The following is a 26,776-nucleotide window of genomic DNA, read 5'->3' on the forward strand; positions in this document are numbered from 1 at the left end:
AGGATTAAGGATTGGGCGGCGTCAGCAGGTCCGACGGCGCGGATATCGCAATAAAAATGTCTGATGCGCGATCAACGATCAGTACCTGTGCGCCGATGGCGATCGGCTGCTCGTTGCGGGCGGCCCGTGCGCGCAGTACGTGCCAGTTGCCGTGGCGATCCTTGAGGCGGATGCGTCCCGGCAGGCCCTGGTCCAGCGGACCGACGGTGACTTCGCCGCTGCGGCCGACGAAATCGCCGAGGTCGACGACATAGCTTTCGTCACGCGGGACGATCTTCGCCACCCACCGGCTCGACGCGCGAACTGCGGGTAGCGAGAAGGCGAGCGCCGGCAGGGCCGCGGCAAGCGTCGGCAGCGGCGCCCACAGGGCTCCTGCCACCGCCTGAATGACAAACCCGGTCATGGCGAAGAGGCCGAGGAAAAGCATCAGCAGAACAAGCAGCGGCACGCCGCCGACATTGAACCAGGACATCAGTCCGCCGAGCGCGTTGTGGTCGTCCAGCCAGGCCTTGTCGATCGCCTCGCCCAGCGAAAAGCCGAGCAGCAGGCAGAGGATCTCGATGCCGGTGAAGGCGGCCAGCATCACCGCCGCAATCGCGAATGGCAGGGATTCCGGGGCGAGGAAGAACAGCATGGGCGTTAGTGCTGCTTTGCCTTGAACTCGGCCAGCCTTGCCTCGATCGCCCGGTCGCGATGCAGGCGGTCGAGTTCGTCCAGTTCTACACTGTCGCTGTGATTTCCGCCCGGAACCCCGGTGGCGCGGGAGACGGCGGCGGCGGCACGGGCTGCACCATCAACGGGGCTGGCCTTTGCCAGGCCTGAAGCCTTGCTCTCGGGGAACTGGGCGATGCTGCGCTTGAGATCGGCGAGCCGCGCTTCGGCTTCGCGGCGGGTGGCGAGGACCGCCTGGAGCGCCTGCTGGCCCTCTTCGAGATCGGTGCGGGCGCCGGCCAGCGCCTTGTCCAGAGCGGCAAGCTGCGATTCCAGATCGATCTGGCGTGCGACGCCGGCTTTGGCGAGGTCCTCTCGGGCGGCGGAGATCGCGGTCCGGATCTTTTCGTCCAGTTTCGTGAGATCGGCGCCGATTTCGTCGCGGCGGCTGAGGATGCGGTATTCCTCGGCACGCGCCTGTCCGATATCGACCCGGGCTTCTTCGGCGGCGGCGTCGATTTCGCGGAGCGCCTGTTCGACGATCACGATCTTGTTGCTGCCTTCCGCCTTGTCGACGGCGGCATTGGCGAGACCGGCGATCAAGCGGCCCATGCGCGATAGGATGCCTTCATTCGTCATCATTTTCTTCTCCGTTCGGTCGGAATGCGTGGTGACGCCGATGTGGATCTGATAGCCGCCGTCTTGTGCAACGAGCTGGGCGGCGAAGATATTCAAGGTGCCGGGCGAATAGCCGGCGACATCGTAGGGGATGGCGACGCGACCGCGCACGGTGGCGACGGTCAGATCCGACGGTCCCTTGATTGCAAAAAGCTTGTCGTCCAGCGGCAGCCTTTCGGCGTTGGCCGCCTGTCCCCGGTTCGCCGCGAAGTCGCGCAGTCCGAGCGTGACCATCCGTGCCGGAAGCCCCGTACGCTCGCGGACCGTTTCGTAGGCAAGCTCGTGCAGTGTTACGAGGTTGGCCCCCGCCTTTTCTCCGGCGAGTTCATCGAGCATTGCGAGCATATTGGCGTAGGCGACGAAGGTTTCCTCCAGCGCGTGTCTGGCCTCCTCGTCAGGCGCGAGGTCGTAGCACAAGATCGACGTGTGGTTGCTCTGAGCCATAATCCATTACATAAAGCACCGCTTTTGTGCTTTCAAGGATCGGCTCAGTTTTAGGTTGTAATTTTCTTACATTGAACGCGGCCACGACCGTTGCGCTCGAAAAGCGGGTCGGGACCGGCGGAGGAGGGTGACGCCGGAGGTGCGAAATCGCCCGGCGGACTCAATCCACCGCGTTGTTGCGGAGCCAGGTTTCCAGCGCGGCGATGACGGACAGTCGCAGGCTTGCGCCCTTGGACAAAGCGCGGGTGAGGGACATGTCGTCGCCTGCAAAACCCATCTCGGCCATGATGTCGTTCGCGCGCATCCGCCGGCGGTTCATGATGGTGCGGATTTCGGCGATCGTTTCAGGAAGCAGATAGCGACCGCTGGCAATCGCCGCGGCTTGGTGCGCCACGAGCGGCGGATCGTTTTCTGCTTGTGCGGAGGCCATTTCCACGGCGCCATTGCTGCTCAGCCACTTCAGGAAAGTCTCACGCTCGGCGGGGCTTGCCTTGGTCCAGGAATTCTTGAGTTTGTCGAGGCGGGTGCGCTCGTCCTTGAGCCCTGCCGCAACAAGCGCCTTGCGCAGAGACGGAATGCGGCCGGCCATGAGATCGGCGTGGATATCGGGAAAATCGAGCTTCAGGCGCTGCACGTCAGCGGTTTCGTCGCTCTTGGTTTTCTTCGACATGCTCATTCCCGCGCCGTTCGTCCGCGCCATGCTCTAGCGTGCCCGCGCGCCCGGCGCGAGCGAAATAGGTCGCTATCCTCTATCCTTTGTCGGTCGATCCCGTTAGGGAGCACATGGAGAATAACGCGAGGCTGCATGCTGTGCCCTTCGCCGGACGTCATGCATCCAGCTTTACGCAAGTCCCTTCGCCTATCGTCACCGCAATGGCCGGGATGTGACACGGCGAATGAAGGACAATGATATGTCAAACGATATCGAGCATTACCGCGACCCATCCGATTCGATGGTTGCCCTCTATCTCGCGAACAATGACGGCGACGAACTGACCGATGTCCTGGTCGCCGCGCTTGAAGATGCCTTCCGCATCCTCCGCGACGAGATCTCCGGCGAAACGATGCATTGAGCGGAGCGTGTCTCCTCCACGAAGTATTCTTGGAACGTAATCCAGCATCGGTTGCGAATCGAATCATGGATATCCTATTCTGGCCGGGTTCCAATCGGCGACGCGTCGGATTTCGGGAGAGTTCGCGGCCGCTTATCGCCAGCGCTAGGGGAGGCGTATGAGCATGACATTTTCTATCTGGCATATGGTCATGGCGCTGCTGATCATCGGCGTACCCGTCTGGCTGATCCTTCGGGCCTTGAAGCGCTCACGCTAAAGCGCGCCGCGATCAATTCTGCTTCATCGCATATCGCTGTCGCAAAATCGGCGCGCACTTCACTCGGCATGCTTGGCGCATCAAGGCGCGAGCGATCGGCCGTAGAGAACAGGGCGTTGCGGGGTCCGATTTCGACGGGATTCGTGCCCGCTCGATGTCCTTATCGACAGCGACTGCTGAACCGGCCTGTTTACAGGCCGGTGTTTCATTCGATGACCATCGGGCGACGCTCAATTTTCCTGAAGCAGCGCCTCGGCCGAAAGGGCTGAGGCCAGTACGGTCGCATCGGTTCCGTTTCGCCCAACCAGCATCAGTCCGGCCGGCCGCACGAGACCCGGCATCGGCAGGGTGATGGCGTTGAGATCGAACTGGTTGGCAACCTGGCAATTGCGTAGGAGCAGTCCCTCGACGCGGTTGTATTCCGCCACGTCCGTTTCGACGCTGGCGATCGGCACGGCGGCGATCGGTGTCGTCGGCAGTGCGATGAGATCGAAGGGCGAAAGCCGCTCGTCCATGGCGGCGGCGAGTGCGCGCCGAGTTTCCAACAGGGCCGAGATGGCTGCATCCCGTACGGTGAGGCGGCGGCGAAGCGGGAGCTTGACCCTGTCATCGACGGGAGCACCATCGTCATTTAGCCAGCCGGCATGGATGCGGCTTGCTTCCAGGCCGGCGATCGAGCCGATTCGCGTTGCTTCGGCAAGCCGCTCAATCAAGTCATCGAGTGTACAGTCGACGATCTCGGCGCCCGCCTTGGCCAGCCGGTCGAGGCTTGCGGCAAAGGCATTGGCGATTTCGGGCGAGAGCTCTTCGAGCAGCCTTCCCCGGGGAATACCGATGCGAAGTCCTGCAATCGGGCGGGCGACAGGCGGTATCGGTTGCTCACCGGCCATCACGGCGTCTGTTATCGCGCAATCGGCAACGGTTCGGGCGAGCGGCCCGAGCGAATCGAGGCTCGGCGACAGCGGAAAGGAACCATCGAGCGGAACGCGGCTGGCCGTCGGTTTGAAGCCGACGATGCCGTTGAGCGCTGCGGGGATTCGTATCGAGCCGCCGGTGTCGGAACCGATGGCGATGTCGCAGGTGTCTTCGGCCGCCGAAACCCCGGCACCGGAAGACGAGCCGCCGGGGATGAGCCGCTGGTCGGTGGCGTTTCCGGGCACCGGATAGTGCGGGTTGAGGCCGACCGCGGTGAAGGCGAACTCGGTCATGTGGGTCTTGCCGATGATTACGGCACCCGCGGCGCGCAGCCGCTGGACGACGAGCGCGTCTCTTTGGGCCGGTGCCGCATCGCGACGGATGATGGAACCGGCAAGCGTTTGCTCGCCCGCCACGTCGAAGAGATCCTTGATCGAAACGATCTTGCCGTCGAGCGCACCAAGGCTCGCGCCGTCTTGCCGCCGGCGGTCGGCGGCATCAGCTTCCGCGCGGGCACGTTCCGCATAGAGGCGCACGAAGGCCTTTTCTTCGTGCCGGCGATCGTTGACCCGGCTCAGGATCTGTTCCAGGCGATCGCGGGCGGGCGTGTTGGCGAAGTGAGACACGATGATGACCTGTCGATATCGGTGTCGCCGCGCGGCGGCATGAGGCGGGATCATTGCCCGGATTCGCGAAAGCTGCCGGGCTATCTACTTTGATAGCAGCATTGGCAGCGAAAGCCATTGCTCCGATGCAGAGCGAAGTGCCCCAACCTTCACTGAACTGTCGCCAAACCGTTCAAATAGTTTCATGCCGTTGTTACGTCGCTGACATCGGCATGACCAAAGGTCCGGCACGCGCGGTCGCGCTGCCGAATCGGAGGTCTGTTTGGCCGATATCCTCAAGACGCTTTCCCGGCGTTCTTTCCTGCTTTCCGCCGGTGCCGCGGGCTTCGTGGCCTCGTCCGGTCTTGCGACACCCTTCTATGCGAGAGGCTACGGCCGGCCGGAGTTCATACATGGCGTGCAATCGGGCGATGTCGATACGTCCTCCGGCATGATCTGGACGCGGGTGGATCGACCGTCGAAGGTGTCGGTCGAGTATTCGACCACCGAGAGCTTCTCCAATCCGGTTCGCCTTGCCGATCTCACAGCGACGCCGCAGACGGATTGTGCGATCAAGTGTTCGCTCGACGGATTGCTGCCGGACCACGACATCTTCTACCGGTTCACCGCCACCGATCTTTATGATGTCAACCGGGTCTCCGAACCGGTCACCGGCCGGTTTCGCACAGCACCCTTGCGCAAGCGCTCGGTCCGCTTCGTCTGGTCCGGCGATACCGCCGGCCAGGGCTGGGGAATCGATGATGTCGGCATGAAGACCTATTCGACCATGCGGCTGCATGAGCCGGATTTTTTCATCCATTCCGGCGATACGATCTATGCCGACAATCCTATTCCTGACGAGATCCAGCTGCGCGACGGCGGCGTCTGGAAGAACCGGGTGGTGACCCATGAAAAGCGTGACGTGGCGCGAACGCTCGAGGAATATCGCGGGCAATGGAAATACAATCTGCTCGACGATCATGTGCGGCAGCTGAATGCCGTCTGTCCCACCTTTTATCAATGGGACGATCATGAGGTCTTGAACAACTGGTCGGCTTCGACCGACCTTCGCGACGATGCCCGCTATCCGGAAAAGGACGTCGCCGTCTACGCGGAACGGGCAGCCCGCGCGTTCCACGAGATGACGCCGATACGCAACGTCGCGACGCAGCCCGGCCGCATCTTCCGCAAGGTCGGCTATGGGCCGCTGCTAGATGTGTTCTTCGTCGACCTGCGCTCCTATCGCGGCGCCAACCAGGGCAAAGACGGTGGCGGCGCGCTGTTCGGCTGGCGGCAGGCGGACTGGCTGAAGCGGGAGCTTGCCGCCTCGCGTGCCGTGTGGAAGGTGATTGCCTGCGACATGCCGATCGGCCTCGTCGTCTGGGACGACTATGCCAACCGGCGCGGATCCGATGCGATCGCCAACGGCGACGATGGCCCGCCCATGGGCCGGGAGACCGAGTTTGCGGATCTGCTGCGCTTCATCAGGGACAATGCGATCGACAACCTCGTCTGGCTGACGGCTGATGTCCATTACACGGCGGCGCATCACTACGATCCGTCACGGGCGGCGTTCAAGGATTTCCTCCCGTTCTGGGAGTTCGTCTCCGGTCCCCTGCATTCCGGCACCTATGGGCCGAAGGAGCTGGACATGACGTTCGGCCCCGATGTCCGCTTCATCAAGGCGTCTGGCGGCGGCGTCGACAGCAACCTGCCGCCTTCGGCCGGCCTGCAGTTCTTCGGCATCGTCGATATCAACGGCCAGACGAAGCAGATGACGGTGCGGCTGATGGATCGGCAGGACCAGGAACTGTGGCGGGTGACGCTCGATCCGGCTGCCGTCGCATGAGCGTTCGGGCCCTCACAGATCCCTTTCCAAACCCTGCTGGCAAGGCCCTTTCCAGTGGCAAACCCATGGCCTGCCGGGACTTCGGGGTCAGGCTCTTGCGCGCGCCCCCCTTTCGCAATCGCAAAAAAACCTGTATGAGCCCGACCATTGAAAAAGCGGCGTGGCCCATCGGGGCGTGCCCTAAACCTTCCGAGACGAAAAATGAGCATTCGTAACATCGCGATTATCGCGCACGTTGACCATGGGAAAACGACCCTTGTTGACGAGCTCCTGAAGCAGTCGGGCTCGTTCCGCGAAAACCAGCGCGTTGCCGAACGCGTCATGGACTCCAACGACATCGAAAAAGAGCGCGGCATCACCATTCTTGCCAAGGCGACCTCGGTCGAGTGGAAGGGCGTGCGCATCAACATCGTCGACACCCCCGGCCACGCCGACTTCGGCGGTGAAGTCGAGCGCATCCTGTCGATGGTGGATGGTGCCATCGTTCTCGTCGACGCTTCCGAAGGCCCGATGCCGCAGACGAAGTTCGTCGTCGGCAAGGCGCTGAAGGTCGGCCTGAAGCCGATCGTCGCGATCAACAAGATCGACCGTCCGGATGGTCGCCACGAAGAAGTCATCAACGAAGTCTTCGACCTCTTCGCCAACCTCGACGCCTCCGACGAGCAGCTCGACTTCCCGATCCTCTACGGTTCGGGCCGCGATGGCTGGATGAACGTCGCCCCGGAAGGTCCGAAGGACCAGGGCATGGCGCCGCTGCTCGATCTCGTGCTGAAGCACGTTCCCGAGCCGACGGTTGCCGAAGGCCCGTTCCGCATGATCGGCACGATCCTCGAAGCCAACCCCTTCCTCGGCCGCATCATCACCGGCCGCGTTCATTCGGGTTCGCTGAAGCCGAACCAGGCCGTCAAGGTTCTGGGCCAGGACGGCAAGCTGCTGGAAAATGGCCGTATCTCGAAGATCCTCGCCTTCCGCGGCATCGAGCGTCAGCCGATCGAAGAAGCGCATGCCGGTGACATCGTTGCGATCGCCGGTCTCACCAAGGGCACCGTCGCCGACACGTTCTGTGATCCGTCCGTTGCCGAAGCGCTGACCGCCCAGCCGATCGACCCGCCGACCGTCACCATGTCGTTCATCGTCAACGACAGCCCGCTTGCCGGCACCGAAGGCGACAAGGTCACCAGCCGCGTCATCCGCGACCGCCTGTTCAAGGAAGCCGAAGGCAACGTTGCGCTGAAGATCGAAGAATCCTCCGAGAAGGATTCGTTCTTCGTGTCCGGCCGCGGCGAACTGCAGCTCGCCGTTCTGATCGAAACCATGCGCCGCGAAGGCTTCGAGCTTGCCGTGTCGCGTCCGCGCGTCGTCATGCACAAGGACGACAACGGCCAGATGCTCGAGCCGATCGAAGAAGTCGTCATCGACGTTGACGAAGAGCATTCCGGCGTCGTCGTGCAGAAGATGTCGGAGCGCAAGGCCGAGATGGTCGAGCTGCGTCCGTCCGGCGGCAACCGCGTCCGCCTGGTGTTCTTCGCTCCGACCCGCGGCCTCATCGGCTACCAGTCGGAACTTCTGACCGACACCCGCGGCACGGCGATCATGAACCGCCTGTTCCACGCCTACCAGCCTTACAAGGGCGAGATCGGTGGCCGCGTCAACGGCGTTCTCTTGTCGAACGATGCCGGTGAATCGGTTGCCTATGCGATGTTCAACCTGGAAGACCGCGGCCCGATGATCATCGATGCTGGCGAGAAGGTCTATGCCGGCATGATCATCGGCATCCACACCCGCGACAACGATCTGGAAGTGAACGTGCTGAAGGGCAAGAAGCTCACCAACATGCGCGCCGCCGGCAAGGACGAAGCCGTTCGCCTGACGCCGCCGATCCGCATGACGCTGGAGCGCGCGCTCTCCTGGATCCAGGACGACGAGCTCGTCGAAGTGACGCCGAAGTCGATCCGTCTGCGCAAGATGCATCTCGACCCGAACGACCGCAAGCGCTTCGAAAAGGCCCGCACTGCCGGCGCGGCTTAAGCTTCTGACATTACCGAGCCTGAAAAAACCCCGGAGCGATCCGGGGTTTTTTGCTGTGTGTGCCACGGATGGGCGACTTGCGGATAAAGTTAAAAAGGCGTTAACCTTCCATAGGGTGCCGTTAAAGTTGCCTGTGGGTTAACGCTGGCCGGCAACCGGGCGGGATTCCTGTTCGCCTTGTGTGCGTTTAGAGTCGCGAGTCATGAAGACTGTTTCGATAGAGATTCGGCCCGGAGAGCCGCAGGAAGCGTCGGCAATTGCCGATGTGCACCGCGTTTCGTGGCTGCAAGCCTATGGCGGTCTCATCCCCCACCGTCCCCTGGTTCAGATGGTCAACCGCCGCGACGAGGTCTGGTGGCGCAAGGCGACGCGCGGGCCTGCCACGCTGCTCGTCGTCGACGTGGCCGGAACCATTGCCGGTTACGCCACGCTCGGCCTCAGCCGCGCCAAGGCCCTGCCGCAGGAGGGCGAGATCTACGAGATCTATCTCCGGCCGGAATATCAGGGCATCGGTCTCGGGCGCATTCTCTTCGGCGAAGCCAAGAGCCTGTTGCGTTCGCTCGGCTGCCGCGGCCTCGTCGTCTGGTGCCTCGAGGATAGCGAACACGCCTACCAGTTCTTCCAGGGCGCCGGCGGCACGGATATCGCCGAAGGCATGGAAGATTTCGGCGACAAGCACCTGAAGAAGGTCGGCTTCGCCTGGAACTAGAGCATCCCGCTCTCAAGTGGAATCACTGGAGGCGGAAAGATGCTCTAGAATCAAAGTGCTAGAGCGTCCTTTGTGCGTTCATTTGAACGCACGGCGCTCTAGGCTTTCCCGCTTCCGCTTGAGATCAGCCGCTATTCCGGCAGTTCGTTGCGCGGTGCGCTTGCCTTGTCGCCTTGCGTGCCATGGTAGACCGCCTTGTCGACGCCACAGCGGAAGGTCGGCGCCACCTCGTCGGCGATCTTGCGGGCGAGCGCGTTGGGATCGGGATTGGCGAGCGCATCGACATAGCCGGCGACGCAGCCCTTGCCGTCGTCCTTCTGGGCTACCGTGGAGACGACGAGAACCTGCCCTTCAAGCGCCGGTGCCGATGCTCCCGTCGCCGGGTCGGGGTTCTCGATGAACCAGCGCAGGATCGTCGCGACCGGGGTGCCGCCTTTGACAATGCGCCATTCCACTGTGGCGCCGGCGTGGTTGAAGGGGATGAAGGTTTCGAACGCCTCGTTGCGGTAGCGCTCGTTGAGGTGACCGAAGGAGAAGCTCTGGCGGATATCCATCTCCTTGAAATGAGCCGGATAATCGCCATGGCCCGGGCAGGTCATCAGGGAGTACCTGCCCGGCTCCTCTTTAATCGTCTTGCACTTTTCGCGGCTGACGTTGACATAGACGCTCTCATTGGCCACCGCGGGTCCGGCGGACAACAGGACCAGCGACAGGCATGCAACCTTTCCGTTCATCGTGATCTCCCTCGAACGAGATTTTGACGATCATGCGGGTCGTTCGGTGATGACAAAACGACCGGTTGAATCTGCATTTCGGACGAAAGTTATGTTGCATCGCGGCATGTTTCCCTTTATCCGACGGGGCAAACTTCTCAAACTGACCCTGGAGTAGATCCATGCGCATCGACGCGATTTCCATCGGAAAGAATCCACCAGAAGATGTCAACGTCATCGTTGAAGTTCCCGTCGGCGGCCATCCGATCAAGTACGAGATGGACAAGGAAGCCGGCACGCTGGTCGTCGACCGCTTCCTCTACACGCCGATGACCTATCCGGGTAACTACGGCTTTGTGCCGCACACGCTCTCGGACGACGGCGATCCGATCGACGTTCTGATCTGCAACACCCGCCCGCTCGTTCCGGGCTGCGTCATCAATGTCCGCCCGATCGGCGTGATGATGATGGAAGACAATTCCGGCCAGGACGAAAAGATCATCGCGGTTCCGTCGGCTCACCTGACGCAGCGCTACGACAAGGTGCACGAATACACCGACCTGCCGGAAATCACGCTCAAGCAGATCGAGCACTTCTTCGAGCACTACAAGGATCTGGAGCCCGGCAAGTGGGTGAAGATTTTTGGTTGGAAGGATGCTTCCGTCGCAAGGCAGCTGATCAAGGAAGCCGTCGAGCGCGCCAAGGGCGCCAAGTAAGTTTACTTGCCGACCAACTGTGCAAGTCGCTCTATCAAATCCTCCGGGTCGCCATCGATCCGGAGGATTTTTTTGCGCTGCGTTTCGCCTGAGATGAGGGAAAGCTTGCTCTTGGCAAGCCCGAGCTTCTTCGAAAGAAAGGCAATCAGCGCCTGGTTGGCCTTGCCTTTTTCCGGAACCGCGCTGACGCGCACTTTCAAATGTTCTTCCCCGTCGGCAGCCGCTTCCAAGCCATCAATGGCATCGCGGCCGCCGTTCGGCGTCAAGCGTACCGTCAGGCGAACGTGGTCGCCATGCGCGGTGAAGGCCGGATTGGCCATCGTCAGCCAAGCAGCGCCTGCGCGACCGTCGTGTTCAGGAAGAGCTGGATGAAATAGAGGATCACCAGCACCACCAGGGGCGACAGGTCCACGCCGCCCATGTCGGGCAGCACGCGGCGGATCGGGCGATAGAGCGGCTCCGTCAGCTGATAGAGCGAGCGGCCGATCATGTTGATCGCCTGGTTGTTCACGTTGATGACGTTGAACGCGTAGAGCCAGGAAAAGATGGCCGACGCGATGACCAGAAACCACGCGATGTTGATGATGAAGTTCAAGGTGCCGATGACAGCAAGCATGCCGGTCTCCAAATCGTTATTGACAGACATGTAGACATTGAGACCTAAACGAGCAAGTACGCCGGTTTATCGGGCGCGATCATGTTTAACATGGGACCGCACGATAACCGAGCCTCAGCAGGAGCCCCTTCCGCATGTCCGCCGTTCATGCCTCGCATCGTTTTGCCGCCTTTCGGCATGTCGGCTATCGCCGCTATTTCTTCTCGCGCTTCCTGGCGTACTTCGCGATCCAGATCATTTCTGTCGCAGTCGGCTGGCAGATCTATGACCTTACGCGTGACCCGTTCGATCTCGGCCTGATCGGCCTCTTCCAGTTTCTGCCGTCACTGGTGCTGATCCTCGTCACTGGCGCGGCTGCGGACCGCTACAACCGGCGCATGATCATGGGGATCTGCATGGTCATCAGCACGCTCTGCGCGACGGCATTGCTGCTTCTGACGGTATCCGGATTGTTTTCACCCTGGCCGGTCTATGCGATCCTGGTCGTCTTCGGCATCGAACGCGCCTTCCTGGCGCCCGCGTCCCAGTCACTGGCGCCCAATCTCGTGCCGCCCGAAGATCTGCCCAATGCGATCGCCTGGAATTCGACGTCCTGGCAGACGGCGATGATCGTTGGCCCCGTTGCCGGCGGCTTGATCTATGCGCTCGGCGCCGTCGTTCCCTATGCCGTCGGCGTCTGCTTCTTCCTGGCATCCGCGCTCATGGTCTTTGCCATCCCGAAGCCCGCGACCCGCACGCAAGCCTCCGCCCAGAGCTGGGAGACGATCACCGCCGGTTTCCGCTACATCAAGGCCGAAAAGGTGGTTCTGGGCGCGATATCGCTCGATCTCTTCGCGGTACTGCTCGGCGGCGCGGTCGCACTGATGCCGGTCTTTGCCCGCGACATCCTCGATCTCGGTCCTTGGGGTCTCGGCCTCTTGCGCGCCGCTCCGGGTATCGGTGCCGTCAGTATGGCGGTCTGGCTCGCGGCGCATCCGATCCGCCACCGCGCCGGTTTCTACATGTTCACCGGTGTCGCGCTCTTCGGGCTCGGTACCGTTGTCTTCGGTCTTTCGGCGACGCCGTGGATCTCGATCGCCGCGCTCGTCGTCATGGGCGCTGCCGATATGATCTCGGTTTATGTGCGCGAAATCCTGATCACGCTCTGGACGCCGGACGAGCTGCGCGGCCGGGTCAACGCCGTCAACATGGTCTTCATCGGCGCGTCGAACGAACTTGGCGAGTTTCGCGCCGGCATGATGGCATCCGGCTTCGGCGCCGTCTTTGCGGTGGTCTTCGGCGGCATGGGCACGTTGCTCGTGTCAGGGCTCTGGGCGCTCGGCTTCCCGCAATTGCGCAAGATCGACACGCTCGACGTGCCCGACCACCACAAGTAGGCGGGCTGCGCGTCGTCAGGCTGCTCCTTTGAGCCAGGCAATTCCGGACGGAAAACCGCTCTACACTTTTCCTGGAATTGCTTCCGGCCGCTCATCGCGCAGGAAGATCAGTTCCAGGAAGTTTTCCATCCAGGTGCGCAGCGGTCCGTCGTGCTGCATGCGGCCGTCGAGATGCGCCTTGCCCACCTGGGCGCCCGGCATCTCGAACCGGTGCGCGCCGTGCACGACCCAGCGGTGCATCATCGCGCGTGTCAGCTCGCCGTGGAACTGAATGCCCCAGGCATTGTCGCCATAGCGGAAGGCTTGGTTGGGGTAGGTGTTACCGGTTGCGAGCAACTCGGCCCCGGCAGGCAGGTCGAAACCTTCGCGGTGGAAATGGTAGACCATGTCAGGCCAGTCCATCAGCGCCTTGCCGGCATCGGTTGCGATCAGCGGATACCAGCCGATCTCGGTCATGCCTTCGTGATGCGGCGCCACGGAGCCGCCGAGATTGCGCGCCAGCATCTGCGCGCCGAGGCAGATGCCGAGATAGGGCTTGTTCTCCTTGAGCGGCACGGACAGCCAGTCGATCTCGCGGCGGACAAACTCTTCCTCGTCATTGGCGCTCATCGGACCGCCAAAAATGATCGTGCCGCTATGATGCTCCAGGGTCGGCGGCAGGTCATCGCCAAGGGCCGGCCGGCGGATGTCGAGCCGAAAGCCCTTCTGCTCCAGAATCTGGCCGACACGGCCGGCACTCGACCGCTCCTGATGCAGGATGATCAAGACTGGTTTTCGCGCGCTTGTGTCCGGCATCGGCATTTCAGGTTTCCTGTTGCGGCTCGGCGTCCTCGACGGTGTCGCTTCTCGCTGCGGCCTCCTGCCGCTGCAACACCCGGTCGCGCCCGGAGACGGCGAGCAGATCGGCGATGCGCCAGATCACGTGGTCTTCCATTTCGCTGCGTTTGCCGTCGGCATAGACGATATCCCAGAGCATGCCGACGAGTTCGATGCGCTGTTCCTCCGAGAGGTGGCGCTTGAGCTCGGCGGTGAACTGGTAGTAATCGATCGCCTCGCTTTCGGCAGTCTTGCCCGCTTCGATCAGCGCGGCAAGCGAGGCATCGTCGAGCTTGTAGTGTTGCTTGATGACCGATCGCATCTTGCGCCGTTCGGACGCAAGGATCCGGCCGTCGGCTTCCATGACCTGGAAACAGAGGGCGATGACCGCCACGCGTGGATCGCCGTGCTCTATCCGCGTCGCCGGGCCGGTCAGGCCGTCGAGAAACGTCCGTAAGCGTTCAAACATGTATTCTGCCACAGCCCCTTGAGAGTTCAGAACAGTCGGAAACTAGCCTTTTCCGGCGCCTTCTCGCCGGTAGCTGGATCGCGCACGCCGGGATCATCCGGCGGACGGCCGAAGAAGGGATCAGGCATGTGCTCGCCGTTGGTAACCTCTTCCTTCTCCGTCTTCTTGACCGGAGTCTTGTCGGCGATCGGCTCGGACGGTTTGCGCTCCGTGACCTTGATCGGTTGCGGTTCCCGTTCGGCCTCGAGGATGACGGGCGCTTCGCTGCGGCGGGCTACGGGGGCCGGTTCATGCGCACGCGGCTCCGCGGCCACCGGCGGCAGACTGCGGATCGCTTCGTCGGCATTCGATTGGTCGTGGTCGACGGTCGCCGAAAGCGTATGCGGCGGCGCTTTCCATTCGAACGCATCGAGCCGTCCGCTGACGGGCGAGACCGGCAGCCAGGTCGGCGACGTCACGCCGTCGGCAGTCCAGGCCGGATCCCGTGGGCTGCGCAGGGCCTGCGCCATCCAGTGGCGGATGCGGCCCTCGTCGCCGGTGTCGGCTTCTTCTATGTCAGCGAGCAACAGGAAGACGCTCTCGGTCGGATCGAGCCTGGCGGCGGCTTCCGCCTTGGTGCGGGCCAGAAGCAGTTCGCGCGCTTCGAGCGCGGCCTCGGCGACAGCTGCCATCGCCACGGCATTGTTGGGCCTGAGGGCTTCAAGCTTGCGCGCCCGCTTCAGACGGTCGACGGCGGTGTCGCCACCGCGGGCACGCACGTAAAGCCGCGCCACGTCCGGGTGAGGCTCGTGCTTCCAGTTTTTCTCCAGGATCGAGGTCCCCTTGCGCAGGTTGTCCTCGCGAAACAGCGCCTTGGCGGCCGTCAGCGCCGCCGGCACCAGATGTTCGTCGAGCTTCAGTGCGGCAAGCGCATCGTCGCGGGCACCCTTCACGTCGCCGTCGAGCTTTGTGATCGCCCGGGCGGTCAAGAGCACCGCCCTCTTACGGTCGGCCTCCTTGCGTTCGACCACATGGGCGGCGCGGCTCTTGTCGAGAAGACGCAGAGCATCGTCCCACTGTCCGGCCTGGCTCTGGCTGTCGAGCGTCGCGAGAGCCGCCCAGGGCAGATGCGGTGCTTTCTCGGCGGCGCGTTCGGCATATTGCCGGGCGGCCTCGTGGGCACCGAGGCGCTTGGCTTCGAGGTAGAGGCCGCGAAGCCCGAGTTCGCGGGTCTCCGGATCGTCGGCCATCAGCTCGAACTTGCGGCGCGCGTCATCGTACTTGCCTTCGATGAGGGCGGTTTGCGCTTCGAGCAGGTGGATCAGCGGCTCCTGGTCGGCGCTGATCAATCCGCGGGTGCGGGCGGTCATCTTGCGGGCAAGATTGGCATCGCCCGCGCCGGCAGCGATCAGGCCGGTCGAAAGCGCCTGGTAGCCACGGTCGCGCTTGCGGGCGCGGAAATAACGGGTGACGGTGTGAGGCGAGAGCCAGATGGTGCGTACCAGCCAGACGGCGATCAGCACGGCTGCGATCAGCGAGATCAGGAGCGATGCGGCGCGCATCAGGCTCATCTCGATGAGCTGACCTTGCCAGACGAGCGAAAGTTCACCCGGTCGGTCCGCGAGCCACGCGAAGCCGAGGCCGAGACCAAGCACGATCAGGATGAAAATCAGAATGCGGATCATATCTGGTTCCCTCAGATCACGATGATTTTGGGTCGCCGACCCAAAGTCATAAACGTGATCGTTTTCCATAAGTTAGAGCGGGATGCGGGCGGAAAACCGCATACACTTTTCCTCATCCCGCTCTAGCCCTCTGTGCCCGGCTTTGCCATCGTCGCGGCGACGGCGGCATCGATCGCGGCTTCGACACGCAGACGCTGGTCGAGCTTGGCCTTGAAGGCCTCGCCCGCCGGTTTGGCGGCATCCGGCAGGCCATCCCACTCCAGGGCAGCGCCCTTGAGATCGCCATTGTTCAGCTTGTCCTCGATGCGGGCAATGACGGCTTCGGGCGTTTCACCCTCGACGCTGCCGACAGGGCGTACGCGAATGCCGGACATGGCGCTGGACACCAGCCGGTCGAAGATGCCCTCGTTCGGATCGGGTTGATTGAGGGCGTCGAGCATGGCGTCGGCCGTCTTCGGGAACTCGCGCCGCAGATCGGAGCGGGTCGGCACGCCGACCTGAGCGTCCTGGGCCAGAGCGGCGACGGCCTGTTCGTCCGGTGCGATGCTGCGCAGCGCGTCGAGTTCGGCGAGGAAGGGGCCGCCGCGATCGATTGCCGACTTCAGCGCGGTGACCGCGACCGCCTTGGCCATCTGGATGTCGTTGACCGGCTCGTTGAGCTTCTGCTCGGCGGATTCGATGCGGCTCGTCAGTTCCGCCTTCTCCGTTGTCGCCGTCTGTTGGGCGTCGGCGAGTGTCGTCTTCAGCCCTGCTAGTTCCTTGGTAAGGTTGTCGATCTCCGCCTTCAGCGTTTCGACCTCGGCACTCGGCGCGCCGTTCGTGCCCGGTTGGGCGGCTGATTGTTCGAGGGCGGCGATGCGGCCTTCGAGCGCCGTGTTGTCGACGACTGCGGCGGTCGTGGGCAGTGCTGCGACCTGATCGCGCAGTGCCTGCAGTTCGCTGGAGATGTTCTGCTCGACGCCACGCTCAGGGCCAAGTCCGGGGACGATGCCGGCATATTGCAGGCCGCCAAAGCCTAGCAGCGTCACAAGGCCACCGAGGATACCGGCGGCGAGCGCGCCGGAGTTCGACACCGGTTTCTGTCGAGGGGCCGGTTCCGTCTCCTGTGCCGCGTGCGGCGGTTCTTCGGCGAAGACGGCTGCGGCCGCGTCGGCACGCTGCTCCTCGATCTCTTCTTCCAGGCGCGATCCAGCGGCGCTGTCGTCGCTGCTGTCTGTTGCCGTCTCATCCGCCTTGGCGTCGCTTGCCGGGCTTTCGCTTGCCACGTCCGTCACCGTCTCGCGGGTTGTTTCGGCCTCAGTCGGTTCCGCAACGGTTTTTTCCGCTTCGAGGTCGATCGTCAGCGGTTCCTTCTCGGACTTCGAGCGGCGCGGCGGGTTTTCCGATACCATGGTGACCTCTTACCGTTGGTTCCTGTCGGCTCTTCTCTCAAACCTAGTCAGCCCGAACGGTGAGGGAAAGCCCCTGCGTTTCGATTTTGGCTGAATCGGCCCTGGAGTGACGTGGAATGCGGGCGGAAAACCGCCAACATTTTTCTTCATCCCATTTTAGATCAAACTAAAAAGGTTTTCTTCGTCGGGCTTAGCGGCGATCTGCGCCATGACGTTGCTTGGCAGCGCCTCGGCGACGGCAGCGCTCAGGCAGAGATAGCGCGGGCTGAAGGACGCAGCGTCCAGACTGGCCTCCAGCAGCAATGCCGCCAGGCGTCGAGCCGTCTCCCGGGAATAGAGCAGAACGGCGTCGGGCCGGTCGGTTCGCGCGAGATCTTTCAGCGCACCGGGCGGCTGCACGGTCGGTTCCATGCGATAGCATTCGACCGTCCTATACTCGACGCCATGTTGCCGGAGCGTGCTTTCGAGGCCGTCGGAGCGCGGAGAGCCGGTCAGGTAGAGCAGCGGCTGTTTCGGCAAAGTGCCGACCGCCGAAACAATCAGCCCGGCCAGCGCTTCGCCGGTGCCATCGCCGATGCGGAGATCGGTGAAGCCAAGTTCTCGTGCTGCCCGCGCAGTCGCCTCGCCGACGCAGAAGCACGGGGTTTTCAGATGCTTTTCCAATTTGCCGCCCAGTGTCGCGAGGACCCGAACCGCTTCGGCGCTGGTCAAGACAATGGCTTCAAACGGTATGTCTAGCGCTGCTTCGGCAACGGCGGTCAGATGCATGGCCCGCATCAATGGCAGGAGGATCGGCTGGTGGCCCGCAGCCTCCAGCCGACGCGCCGTCGCCTCGGCGGCGGGAAGCGGCCGGGTGACGAGCACGCGCATCGGCTCAGGTCCAGCTTGCAAAGAAGCCCGGGCCGGCCTTGGCGCGGATTTCCTCGCCGGCCTTCTTGCCGAGCGCTTCGGCGTCGGTGGCCCTGCCTTCGATCGTGACGCGATGATGGGTCTGGCCGTCGGGCGTGAGGATCATGCCGGAAAAACGGAGATGGGTGCCATCCGAGGTGGCGAGGCCGGCGATCGGCGTGCGGCAGGAGCCGTCAAGCGTCGCAAGGAAACCGCGCTCGCAGGTAACGGCCTCGTGGGTGTGCTGGTCGTCGATGGCCGCGAGCAGATCGTTGATGCGGCTGTCGCCGATCCGGCTTTCGATGCAGATCGCGCCTTGCGCCGGGGCCGGGGGGAAATCCGTCGGGTCGAGCAGTTCGGTCGGAACGTCGGTCATGCCGAGCCGCTTCAGGCCGGCATAGGCGAGCAGCGTCGCATCCACCTGGCCCTCGGCGAGCTTCCTTAGCCGCGTTTCCACCTGGCCGCGATAGGTGATGACGTTGATATCCGGGCGCAGCCGGCGGATCAGCGCCTGGCGGCGCAGCGACGAGGAACCGACAGTGGCGCCTTCAGGCAGTTCCATCAGTTTCGGTGCCGTGCGGCCGATGAAGGCGTCGCGAATGTCCTCGCGCGGCAGGAAGGCGGAAAGACAGAGCCCGTCCGGCAGCTTCGTCGGCATGTCCTTGGACGAATGCACGGCGAAATCGAGTTCGCCCGACAGCAATTGCTGCTCGATCTCCTCGGTGAACAGGCCCTTGCCGCCGATCTCGGCGAGCGAGCGGTCGGTGATCCGGTCGCCCTTGGTCGAGAGAATGACGACCTCGAACATTTCCGGCGCCAGACCATGCGCCGCTGCGAGGCGATCGCGCGTTTCATGGGCTTGTGCGAGCGCCAGCGGACTGCCGCGCGTGCCGATCCGGAAAGGTTTTGTTTGCATCAAAGGCTATCCATTGTTACCGGAGTTCCGTGTACCCACCTTTCGGTGCGACCGCAATCTTTGAGTATACTCTGATGTCTCCGCCCCTGCGCATCCTCGGCATAGAAACAAGCTGCGACGAAACCGCCGCTTCCGTTATTTTGCGCGATTCCGACGGCAAGGGTCACATTCTCGGCGACGTCGTTCTGAGCCAGCTGGAAGAGCATAGCGCCTATGGCGGCGTGGTTCCGGAGATCGCCGCGCGCGCCCATGTGGAAGCGCTCGACACGCTGATCGAGGAGGCGCTGCTGCGCGCCGGCGTCACGCTTGCCGACATCGATGCGATCGCTGCGACAAGTGGTCCCGGTCTGATTGGCGGCCTGATCGTCGGGCTGATGACCGGCAAGGCGATCGCGCGCGCGACAGGCAAGCCGCTCTACGCCGTCAACCATCTCGAAGGCCACGCGCTGACGGCGCGGCTGACGGACGGACTTTCCTTTCCCTATCTGATGTTGCTCGTCTCCGGCGGCCATACGCAGCTTATCCTCGTCAAGGGCGTCGGCGAATACGAGCGCTGGGGCACGACGATCGACGATGCGCTTGGCGAGGCCTTCGACAAGACGGCGAAACTGCTCGGTCTTGCCTATCCGGGTGGTCCGGCGGTCGAGCGTGCGGCGCTCGCCGGCAATCCCCAGCGTTTCGATTTTCCGCGCCCGCTCGTCGGTGACGCCCGGCTCGATTTCTCCTTCTCGGGACTGAAAACGGCGGTGCGCCAGGCGGCGCAATCGCTGGAGCCGGTGACGGAGCAGGACATCGCCGATATCTGCGCTTCCTTCCAGCGGGCGATCTCGCGCACGCTCAAGGATCGCGTCGGGCGCGGGCTGAAGCGCTTCAAGGCGGAGCATGCCGGCGTGGTGCGCCCGGCCCTGGTGGTCGCCGGCGGCGTTGCTGCTAACCAGGTGCTGCGTTCGACGCTGCAGAGCTTGTGCGCGCAATCCGGTTTCGACTTTATTGCGCCGCCGCTTTCGCTCTGCACTGACAATGCGGCGATGATCGCCTGGGCCGGTGCGGAGCGCCTGGCGGCGGGCATGGTGGCCGATGGCCTCGACGTTGCGCCGCGCTCGCGCTGGCCGCTCGACGCCCAAGCGCAGGCACTGCTCGGCTCCGGCAAACGCGGCGCCAAGGCATGATGCCAGAATGTGACGGATAAAGAATGAGCGAAACCTCCAAGATCGGGCCGAAAATCGTCGTGGTTGGCGCTGGCGCCTTTGGCACTGCCTTGGCTGCGGTTGCGGCCTCGGCGGCAGGCAGCGACGTGACGTTGCTCGCCCGTCGGCAGGAGATTGCTGAAGCGTGCGGCAATACCGGCCGCAACGAGGATGCCCTGCCGGGCATCGATCTGCCGCCGGCGCTGAAACATACGGCGGATGTCTCCGTTCTCGCCGAAGCCGAAGTCGTGCTGTTCGCCATGCCGTCCCAGGCGCACCGTGATGCGGCGCGGCAATATGGCCCGCAGATCAATGCAGCCGCTACGATCGTCACCTGTGCCAAGGGCATGGAGCAAGCGACCGGCCGGTTGCTGACCGACGTTCTGGCGGAGGAATTGCCCGGTCGTTCGATCGGCGTGCTCTCGGGTCCCGGTTTCGCCGCAGATATCGCCAAGGGCCTGCCGACTGCGATGGTAATCGCTGCCGCCGATGCTCAAACGGCGACGATGCTGGCAGAGGTGCTTTCAGGCCCGACCTTCCGGCTCTACCCGTCGCAGGATCGCATCGGGGTGCAGCTCGGCGGCGCGCTCAAGAACGTGCTGGCGATTGCCTGCGGCATCGTCGAGGGTGCGGGTCTCGGCGATTCCGCCCGCGCAGCGCTGATCTCGCGCGGCCTTGCCGAGATGTCGCGCTTCATCGCCGCCGAGGGTGGCGAAGCCGACACGGTGCGCGGCCTCTCCGGTCTCGGCGATCTCGTGCTGACGGCCACCAGCCACCAGTCGCGCAATCTGCGCTTCGGCATCGCGCTCGGCCAGAACGGCCGCGCCGATGGGGGCAAGGGCGAGCTGGTCGAAGGCGCCTTTGCCGCGTCGGTCGCCGCGCGCGTCGCCCATGATCTCGGTGTCGAGATGCCGATCACCGAAGCGGTGGCGGCGATCATCGACGGCAAGCTCGATGTCCGCACCGCACTCGAACAATTGATGACACGCCCGATCACCCAGGAATAATCCGGCAGTGGGATGCGGAAAAGTGTAAAGCGGTTTTCCGCTCGCATCCCGCGCCAAACGACAACTTCAGGAGGAAGCATGCTCTTCGCACTTCATTGCACCGACAAACCCGGCGCGCTGCAGCTTCGGCTCGATACCCGCCCCGATCATGTCGCCTATCTCAATGATCTCAATGCCAAGGGCATTCTGAAGATGGCGGGCCCGTTCCTGGGTGACGACGGCAAGCCGACCGGCAGCCTGGTGATCGTCAAGGCCGAGACCATCGCGGAAGCCCGCGCCATTGCCGAAGCGGATCCCTATGCCAAGGCGGGCCTCTTCTCCAATGTCGAGATCAAGGCCTTCAACTGGGTCTTCAACAATCCGGAGGCCTGAGACGCGATGGCGCATTGGCTCTACAAATCCGAACCGGTCAAGTGGTCCTGGCAGATGCAGAAGGATGCGGGCGCCAAGGGCACCGAATGGACCGGCGTGCGCAACTATCTGGCGCGCAACAACATGCGGGCGATGCAGATCGGCGACAAAGGCTTCTTCTACCACTCGAACGAGGGTCTGGAGATCGTCGGCATTACCGAGGTCTGCGCGCTGTCGCATCCGGATTCGACCGCCGAGGGTGACGCCCGCTGGGATTGCGTCGATATCCGCGCCGTGGCCGACATGCCGCGTCCGGTGACATTGAAAGAGATCAAGGACAATCCGAAGCTCGCCAAGATGTCGCTCGTCACCTCCATGCGCCTGTCGGTGCAGCCGGTGACCGAGGACGAATGGATTGAGGTCTGCCGCATGGGCGGGCTCGACAATCCTCCGCGGTAATCTTGTTTTTCCGCCTATCCGGAAACCGCTTTCGCCTTTCGGATAGGCTCGGAGAGTTTTCGTGAAGACCGATCCGGAAAGTTTCATCCTCGCCAATACCGGCGTGCTTTCGCCGCCTCACGTGCCGGAGGTGCGCCTGCATCTGGCAACAGAGGCGCATGAACTCTGGCTGAAGACCGAGGAGGAATTGCAGGAAATCGGCCTGCCGCCGCCGTTCTGGGCCTTTGCCTGGGCCGGCGGGCAGGGGCTTGCCCGCTACATCCTTGATCATCCCGAAACGGTCCGCGGCAGGCAGGTCGTCGACTTCGCCTCCGGTTCGGGCCTGGTGGCAATCGCCGCGATGAAGGCGGGGGCGGCTTCGGTTCTTGCCGCCGATATTGATCCCTGGGCGAAAACGGCCGTCCGTCTCAATGCCGAACTCAACGGCGTCGCCCTTTCCTATACGGACGAGGACGTGACCGGTCGCGAACTTGGCGCCGATGTCTACCTCGCCGGCGACGTCTTCTACGACAAGGCTTTTGCCGACCGGCTGAAACCGTGGTTTTCGGATCTGACGGCGAAAGGGGCGACAGTGATCGTCGGCGACCCCGGCCGTTCCTATTGCCCGCGCGAGATGATGACGGCCCTTGCCACCTACGAGGTTCCCGTGACCCGCGCGCTGGAGGACAGCGAGGTCAAGTGCACGACGGTCTGGCGCTTCGGGGGCACTGCGAACACGGACAGTTGACAGCCCAAAGGCCTTCGATTCCAATCCCCGCAAAAACGGGGGAACGAACATGGTATTTGCGGGCATGAACTATCTGGCGGTGCTGATCGCCGCCATTGCGGCCTTCGTCATCGGCGCGATCTACTACGGCGTTCTCGGCAAACCCTGGATGAAGGCGGCGCGCATCGATCCCGCGGCTGCGCAAATGTCGCCGGTTCTCTTTGCCATTTCCTTCGTCTCGGAACTGGTGATGGCGACCATGGTCGCCGGCGTCGTCGGCCACCTCGGGCCGGGCGAGGTCACGCTCGTCAATGGCGTCGTCTCGGCCTTCTTCCTCTGGCTCGGCTTCGTCGCGACGACGCTCATCGTCAACCATCGCTACCAGGGCTTCGGTTGGGACCTGTCGCTGATCGACGGCGGACACTGGCTGCTGGTGCTTCTGGCAATGGGCACGATCATCGGCGCCATGGGTGTGTGATGGCGCTGAGCCGGCTGGCAGGGCCGTGACTAACGCCGGATCACGCAGACGCCGTGTTCATAGGCGCAGGAGCCGTTCATCGTCTGCGGCGTGACATTGATGATCTTGCCGCGTCTGGTCTGCGGCGGCGATTCGGACTGCCCGTCGTCGGCATAGCCATAGTCGCCTTCCTGGTTGAAATAGATGCCGTTGCCGAGATCCACATAGGCGGAAATGCCGCCGACATAGGTGCCGATGCCCGGGATGGTGTCTGGATATTCATCGCCGCCATAGTAGCCCTGGCGATAGTCGCGGCGCTGGCCACCGGACGTCCAGATCTCGCGGCCGGCCCTGTCGCGAACCCATCCGCCGCCGCTTCCCCAGTGCTCGGCATAGCGGCCGGGATATGGGCGATACTGCGGGAGGCGAACATGCCGCGTGCGTGTCTCGACTTCCGGCAGTCCATTGGCGATGCGTGGTCGACCATCGTGGCGACGGCCTCCGGACGTCCAGATGTCGTTGCCTGCCCTGTCACGAACCCATCCGCCGCGATGCTCCCAGCGCCCGGTGTAGGGGCCGGGATAGGGGCGATATCGGGGAAGGCGAACGTGCCGGGTGCGGGTGTTCACGTCCGGCAACCCATCGTTGGCCATCCAGTCGCGACGGTGCATGCGATTGCGGTTCCAGCCGTTGCGGTAGCCCATGCCGCCAAACTCGTAGCGCGGACCGGGGCGACCTTGATACATGCGGACATGGTTGGTTCGTGTCTGAACGCCGCGTGCTCCGCCCCAGTCGCGGGCCTCCAAGGGGATGCAGGTGGTGACGATGACCAGGCCGGCGAGCGCTAGCACTTTGGTCGCATGGATTGCCTTGAACAGAGTCATTCTGTTCGCCCTCCGGAGGACACTTAACAATTGGTTAAGATCACTCTCGCCCACTTTCGCGGGAAAGTCACGGAATTGCTTGGCTTTTTGCGGCTATCGTTAACGGATGCCCATGTCTCCGGCAGGCTGGAAAATGGCGCAATTCGTCTAATCGATTAAATTGATTTTGCACCGCAAACACACTTGTCGTTAAGCATTATGGTGATTAAAGGTCCGAATGACTGAATTGCGCACAATCAGGTGCGATACCGGACTAAATTCGTCCAGTTTTTTGGGCGAAAATCCGGGCATTCCGTGAGGTTCCGATGACGAATGTCACAAGAAGCCGGCCACTCTCGCCGCATCTTCAAATCTATAAGCCGATCCCGACGATGGTCATGTCCATTGTGCACCGCATCACCGGCGGCGCGCTCTACTTCGGCACCATCCTCGTTGCCTGGTGGCTGATCGCCGCCGCGTCGGGTGCGGCCTACTACGACTGGGTCAGCTGGCTGTTCGGCACGCTGATCGGCAAGCTGGTGCTCTTCGGCTATACCTGGGCGTTGGTGCACCACATGCTCGGAGGCTTGCGCCACTTTGCCTGGGATCTCGGCTACGGTTACGAGAAGCACTTCGCCACCAAGATGGCCAAGGCGACGATCATCGGTTCGGTGGCTCTGACGCTGCTGATCTGGGTTGTCGGCTATCTCGTCCGCTAACTGAGAGGAAAGACACCCATGGATATGCGCACACCTCTCGGCAAGGTCCGCGGCCTCGGTTCGGCCAAGGAAGGCACCGATCACTTCTGGCGCCAGCGCCTGACGGCGGTCGCCAACGTTCCGCTGTTGATCTTCTTCGTCATCTTCCTCGTTCGCTACGCCGGTGCGCCCCACGCGGACGTCGTCGCCGCGCTTGCGAACCCCTTCGTCGCCGTCGTCATGGCTCTTGTCGTGCTCTCGGGCCTCATCCACATGCGGCTCGGCATGCAGGTGATCATCGAAGACTACGTGCATGGCGAAGGCACGAAGATCGTCCTTCTCATGCTCAATACATTTTTCACGATCGCGGTTGGTGGGCTCTGTCTCTTCGCCATCCTGAAGATCGCTTTTGCAGGGTAATTTCGCCATGGCATCGAACAGTTCACCCGCTGCAAACGGCAAGGCCTATGAATATGTCGATCACGCCTTCGACGTCGTCGTCGTCGGCGCCGGCGGCGCCGGTCTGCGTGCCACCCTCGGCATGGCAGAGCAGGGTCTGAAGACCGCCTGCATCACCAAGGTCTTCCCGACCCGCTCGCACACGGTTGCCGCCCAGGGCGGCATCGCTGCCTCGCTGCAGAACATGACGCCGGACAGCTGGCAGTGGCACCTCTACGACACCGTCAAGGGTTCCGATTGGCTCGGCGACGTCGACGCCATGCAGTATCTCGCCATGGAAGCGCCGAAGGCGGTCTATGAGCTCGAGCACTACGGCGTGCCTTTCTCGCGCAATGCCGAAGGCAAGATCTACCAGCGGCCCTTCGGCGGCCACATGCAGAACTACGGCGAAGGCCCGCCGGTTCAGCGCACCTGTGCTGCTGCCGACCGTACCGGCCACGCGATCCTGCACACGCTCTATGGCCAGTCGCTCAAGAACAATGCCGAGTTCTTCATCGAGTATTTCGCGCTCGACCTGATCATGTCGGATGACGGCCGCTGCACCGGCGTCGTCGCCTGGAACCTCGACGACGGTACGATCCATCGCTTTTCCGCCAAGATGGTGGTGCTGGCGACCGGCGGCTACGGCCGCGCCTATTTCTCGGCGACCTCTGCGCACACCTGCACCGGTGACGGCGGTGGTATGATCGCGCGCGCCGGCCTGCCGCTGCAGGACATGGAATTCGTCCAGTTCCACCCGACCGGCATCTACGGCGCGGGCTGCCTGATCACCGAAGGCGCACGCGGCGAAGGCGGTTACCTCGTCAACTCCGAAGGCGAGCGCTTCATGGAGCGCTACGCGCCCTCGGCCAAGGACCTTGCCTCGCGTGACGTCGTATCGCGCTGCATGACGATGGAAATCCGCGAAGGCCGCGGCGTCGGCAAGAACAAGGACCACATCTTCCTGCACCTCGACCACCTGGATCCGGCGGTCCTGCACGAGCGCCTGCCGGGCATCTCGGAATCGGCGAAGATCTTTGCCGGCGTCGATGTGACGCGCGAGCCGATCCCGGTTCTGCCGACGGTGCACTACAACATGGGCGGCGTGCCGACCAACTACTGGGGCGAAGTCCTGAACGCCGATGCCCAAAACCCGGAGCGCATCGCGCCCGGCCTGATGGCCGTCGGCGAAGCCGGCTGCGCCTCGGTGCACGGTGCCAACCGTCTCGGTTCCAACTCGCTGATCGACCTCGTGGTCTTCGGCCGCGCCGCTGCCATCCGCGCCGGCCAGGTGATCGACCGCAACGAGGCGGTGCCGGAGCTCAACAAGGCCGCCTGCGACCGGATCATGGACCGCTTCGACCGTCTGCGTAACGCCAATGGCAGCACGCCGACGGCGGTGCTGCGCGAAAAGATGCAGCGCGCCATGCAGGAAGACGCGGCCGTGTTCCGCACCCAGGAATCGCTGGAATCGGGCTGCAAGCGCATCTCGGCGATCTGGAAGGAGCTGCCTGATATCAAGGTCACCGACCGCTCGATGATCTGGAACTCCGACCTCGTCGAGACGCTGGAACTCGAAAACCTCATGGCCAACGCCATCACGACGATCTACGGCGCCGAAGCGCGCAAGGAGAGCCGTGGGTCGCACGCCCGCGAGGACTTCACCGAAGGCGCTCTCGGCGGCCGCGACGACGTCAACTGGCGCAAGCACACGCTTGCCTGGGTCAACGAAGCCGGCGACGTCAAGCTCGACTACCGCCCCGTTCATACCGACCTGATTGCCGACGGCATCGATCCCAAGAAGATCGAGCCGAAGGCGCGCGTCTACTGATCTTGA

The 26,776-nt window shown here is 63.2% G+C and carries 29 protein-coding genes; 15 read left to right on the forward strand and 14 right to left on the reverse strand.

Annotated features, from left to right (window positions below; translation table 11 throughout):
- Window positions 1-4: 4 nt before the first annotated feature.
- The 3 genes from ASE60_RS28595 to ASE60_RS28605 all read right to left on the reverse strand — a co-directional run bounded on the left by ASE60_RS28595 (window position 5) and on the right by ASE60_RS28605 (window position 2,443).
- The gene (locus ASE60_RS28595) at window positions 5-634 is read right to left on the reverse strand and encodes an OB-fold-containig protein (RefSeq protein ID WP_057254973.1); all 630 of its coding nucleotides are present in this window, start codon (window positions 632-634) and stop codon (window positions 5-7) included.
- A gap of 5 nt (window positions 635-639) precedes the next feature.
- The gene (locus tag ASE60_RS28600) at window positions 640-1,773 is read right to left on the reverse strand and encodes a PspA/IM30 family protein (protein WP_057254974.1); all 1,134 of its coding nucleotides are present in this window, start codon (window positions 1,771-1,773) and stop codon (window positions 640-642) included.
- 160 nt (window positions 1,774-1,933) lie between these two features.
- Window positions 1,934-2,443, reverse strand: coding sequence for a hypothetical protein (locus ASE60_RS28605; protein WP_057255098.1), 510 nt, complete (start codon window positions 2,441-2,443; stop codon window positions 1,934-1,936).
- Window positions 2,444-2,684: 241 nt separating this feature from the next.
- Between ASE60_RS28605 and ASE60_RS35320 the strand changes: the two genes are divergently transcribed.
- Entirely contained in the window at window positions 2,685-2,846 is a 162-nt protein-coding gene (locus tag ASE60_RS35320) for a hypothetical protein (RefSeq protein ID WP_192495158.1), read from the forward strand.
- Between the two features lie 486 nt (window positions 2,847-3,332).
- On the opposite strand, the gene ASE60_RS28610 is transcribed toward ASE60_RS35320, so the two are convergent.
- Complete coding sequence (locus ASE60_RS28610) at window positions 3,333-4,643, reverse strand: amidase (protein WP_057255099.1); 1,311 nt, start codon at window positions 4,641-4,643, stop codon at window positions 3,333-3,335.
- Between the two features lie 262 nt (window positions 4,644-4,905).
- On the opposite strand from ASE60_RS28610, the gene ASE60_RS28615 reads away from it, so the two are divergent.
- The 3 genes from ASE60_RS28615 to ASE60_RS28625 all read left to right on the forward strand — a co-directional run bounded on the left by ASE60_RS28615 (window position 4,906) and on the right by ASE60_RS28625 (window position 9,208).
- Window positions 4,906-6,471: an alkaline phosphatase gene (locus ASE60_RS28615; protein WP_057254975.1), complete on the forward strand. Its 1,566-nt coding sequence runs from the start codon at window positions 4,906-4,908 to the stop codon at window positions 6,469-6,471.
- A gap of 201 nt (window positions 6,472-6,672) precedes the next feature.
- A complete protein-coding gene (gene typA / locus ASE60_RS28620; RefSeq protein ID WP_057254976.1) occupies window positions 6,673-8,499 on the forward strand; it encodes a translational GTPase TypA in 1,827 nt (608 codons plus the stop codon).
- A 202-nt stretch (window positions 8,500-8,701) separates the two neighbouring features.
- Complete coding sequence (locus tag ASE60_RS28625; RefSeq protein WP_057254977.1) at window positions 8,702-9,208, forward strand: GNAT family N-acetyltransferase; 507 nt, start codon at window positions 8,702-8,704, stop codon at window positions 9,206-9,208.
- A 131-nt stretch (window positions 9,209-9,339) separates the two neighbouring features.
- Here the strand turns inward: ASE60_RS28625 and ASE60_RS28630 are convergent, their stop codons facing one another.
- The gene (locus ASE60_RS28630) at window positions 9,340-9,942 is read right to left on the reverse strand and encodes a hypothetical protein (RefSeq protein WP_057254978.1); all 603 of its coding nucleotides are present in this window, start codon (window positions 9,940-9,942) and stop codon (window positions 9,340-9,342) included.
- A 161-nt stretch (window positions 9,943-10,103) separates the two neighbouring features.
- On the opposite strand from ASE60_RS28630, the gene ppa reads away from it, so the two are divergent.
- Window positions 10,104-10,637, forward strand: a complete 534-nt coding sequence (ppa, locus tag ASE60_RS28635; RefSeq protein ID WP_057254979.1) for an inorganic diphosphatase — start codon at window positions 10,104-10,106, stop codon at window positions 10,635-10,637.
- 2 nt (window positions 10,638-10,639) lie between these two features.
- Here ppa and ASE60_RS28640 read toward each other — a convergent pair whose 3' ends face one another.
- Together ASE60_RS28640 and ASE60_RS28645 are read right to left on the reverse strand one after the other, a co-directional pair.
- The gene (locus tag ASE60_RS28640) at window positions 10,640-10,957 is read right to left on the reverse strand and encodes a DUF167 domain-containing protein (RefSeq protein ID WP_057254980.1); all 318 of its coding nucleotides are present in this window, start codon (window positions 10,955-10,957) and stop codon (window positions 10,640-10,642) included.
- Between the two features lie 2 nt (window positions 10,958-10,959).
- A complete protein-coding gene (locus tag ASE60_RS28645) occupies window positions 10,960-11,253 on the reverse strand; it encodes a YggT family protein (RefSeq protein WP_093233116.1) in 294 nt (97 codons plus the stop codon).
- 134 nt (window positions 11,254-11,387) lie between these two features.
- Between ASE60_RS28645 and ASE60_RS28650 the strand changes: the two genes are divergently transcribed.
- Window positions 11,388-12,629 (forward strand): MFS transporter, encoded by a 1,242-nt coding sequence (locus ASE60_RS28650; RefSeq protein WP_057254982.1) that lies wholly within the window; start codon window positions 11,388-11,390, stop codon window positions 12,627-12,629.
- 60 nt (window positions 12,630-12,689) lie between these two features.
- Here ASE60_RS28650 and ASE60_RS28655 read toward each other — a convergent pair whose 3' ends face one another.
- From ASE60_RS28655 to hemC, 6 genes are all read right to left on the reverse strand, one after another.
- A complete protein-coding gene (locus ASE60_RS28655) occupies window positions 12,690-13,430 on the reverse strand; it encodes a glutamine amidotransferase (protein ID WP_057254983.1) in 741 nt (246 codons plus the stop codon).
- Window position 13,431: 1 nt separating this feature from the next.
- Entirely contained in the window at window positions 13,432-13,914 is a 483-nt protein-coding gene (locus tag ASE60_RS28660; RefSeq protein ID WP_057254984.1) for a TerB family tellurite resistance protein, read from the reverse strand.
- Between the two features lie 26 nt (window positions 13,915-13,940).
- A complete protein-coding gene (locus ASE60_RS28665; protein WP_057254985.1) occupies window positions 13,941-15,578 on the reverse strand; it encodes a heme biosynthesis protein HemY in 1,638 nt (545 codons plus the stop codon).
- A 122-nt stretch (window positions 15,579-15,700) separates the two neighbouring features.
- Complete coding sequence (locus ASE60_RS28670; RefSeq protein ID WP_057254986.1) at window positions 15,701-16,969, reverse strand: mitofilin family membrane protein; 1,269 nt, start codon at window positions 16,967-16,969, stop codon at window positions 15,701-15,703.
- A 156-nt stretch (window positions 16,970-17,125) separates the two neighbouring features.
- Window positions 17,126-17,839 carry a uroporphyrinogen-III synthase gene (locus ASE60_RS28675; RefSeq protein WP_057254987.1) on the reverse strand — a complete coding sequence of 238 codons (714 nt, stop codon included), beginning with the start codon at window positions 17,837-17,839 and terminating at the stop codon, window positions 17,126-17,128.
- Between the two features lie 4 nt (window positions 17,840-17,843).
- Window positions 17,844-18,773 carry a hydroxymethylbilane synthase gene (gene hemC / locus ASE60_RS28680; protein WP_057254988.1) on the reverse strand — a complete coding sequence of 310 codons (930 nt, stop codon included), beginning with the start codon at window positions 18,771-18,773 and terminating at the stop codon, window positions 17,844-17,846.
- 74 nt (window positions 18,774-18,847) lie between these two features.
- Between hemC and tsaD the strand changes: the two genes are divergently transcribed.
- The 6 genes from tsaD (at window position 18,848) to ASE60_RS28710 (ending at window position 22,961) form a co-directional block, all read left to right on the forward strand.
- Window positions 18,848-19,942 carry a tRNA (adenosine(37)-N6)-threonylcarbamoyltransferase complex transferase subunit TsaD gene (gene tsaD, locus ASE60_RS28685; protein ID WP_057254989.1) on the forward strand — a complete coding sequence of 365 codons (1,095 nt, stop codon included), beginning with the start codon at window positions 18,848-18,850 and terminating at the stop codon, window positions 19,940-19,942.
- A 23-nt stretch (window positions 19,943-19,965) separates the two neighbouring features.
- Window positions 19,966-20,967: an NAD(P)H-dependent glycerol-3-phosphate dehydrogenase gene (locus tag ASE60_RS28690; protein ID WP_057254990.1), complete on the forward strand. Its 1,002-nt coding sequence runs from the start codon at window positions 19,966-19,968 to the stop codon at window positions 20,965-20,967.
- Between the two features lie 78 nt (window positions 20,968-21,045).
- Complete coding sequence (locus ASE60_RS28695; RefSeq protein WP_057254991.1) at window positions 21,046-21,339, forward strand: YciI-like protein; 294 nt, start codon at window positions 21,046-21,048, stop codon at window positions 21,337-21,339.
- Between the two features lie 6 nt (window positions 21,340-21,345).
- Entirely contained in the window at window positions 21,346-21,777 is a 432-nt protein-coding gene (locus ASE60_RS28700; RefSeq protein WP_057254992.1) for an EVE domain-containing protein, read from the forward strand.
- Window positions 21,778-21,838: 61 nt separating this feature from the next.
- Window positions 21,839-22,504, forward strand: a complete 666-nt coding sequence (locus ASE60_RS28705) for a methyltransferase (RefSeq protein ID WP_057254993.1) — start codon at window positions 21,839-21,841, stop codon at window positions 22,502-22,504.
- 49 nt (window positions 22,505-22,553) lie between these two features.
- Complete coding sequence (locus ASE60_RS28710) at window positions 22,554-22,961, forward strand: DUF1761 domain-containing protein (RefSeq protein ID WP_057254994.1); 408 nt, start codon at window positions 22,554-22,556, stop codon at window positions 22,959-22,961.
- 29 nt (window positions 22,962-22,990) lie between these two features.
- Here ASE60_RS28710 and ASE60_RS28715 read toward each other — a convergent pair whose 3' ends face one another.
- Window positions 22,991-23,824, reverse strand: coding sequence for a hypothetical protein (locus ASE60_RS28715; protein ID WP_057254995.1), 834 nt, complete (start codon window positions 23,822-23,824; stop codon window positions 22,991-22,993).
- A 305-nt stretch (window positions 23,825-24,129) separates the two neighbouring features.
- On the opposite strand from ASE60_RS28715, the gene sdhC reads away from it, so the two are divergent.
- From sdhC to sdhA, 3 genes are read left to right on the forward strand one after another with little or no spacing between them, the layout of a single operon-like run.
- On the forward strand, window positions 24,130-24,522 hold the full coding sequence (sdhC, locus tag ASE60_RS28720; RefSeq protein ID WP_034802580.1) for a succinate dehydrogenase, cytochrome b556 subunit: 393 nt from the start codon (window positions 24,130-24,132) through the stop codon (window positions 24,520-24,522).
- Window positions 24,523-24,540: 18 nt separating this feature from the next.
- A complete protein-coding gene (sdhD, locus tag ASE60_RS28725) occupies window positions 24,541-24,921 on the forward strand; it encodes a succinate dehydrogenase, hydrophobic membrane anchor protein (RefSeq protein ID WP_057254996.1) in 381 nt (126 codons plus the stop codon).
- A gap of 7 nt (window positions 24,922-24,928) precedes the next feature.
- Complete coding sequence (gene sdhA, locus ASE60_RS28730) at window positions 24,929-26,770, forward strand: succinate dehydrogenase flavoprotein subunit (protein ID WP_057254997.1); 1,842 nt, start codon at window positions 24,929-24,931, stop codon at window positions 26,768-26,770.
- The last annotated feature ends 6 nt before the right edge of the window (window positions 26,771-26,776 follow it).

Origin of the sequence: Ensifer sp. Root278 (genome assembly GCF_001429285.1) — a bacterium.
GTDB lineage: Bacteria > Pseudomonadota > Alphaproteobacteria > Rhizobiales > Rhizobiaceae > Ensifer.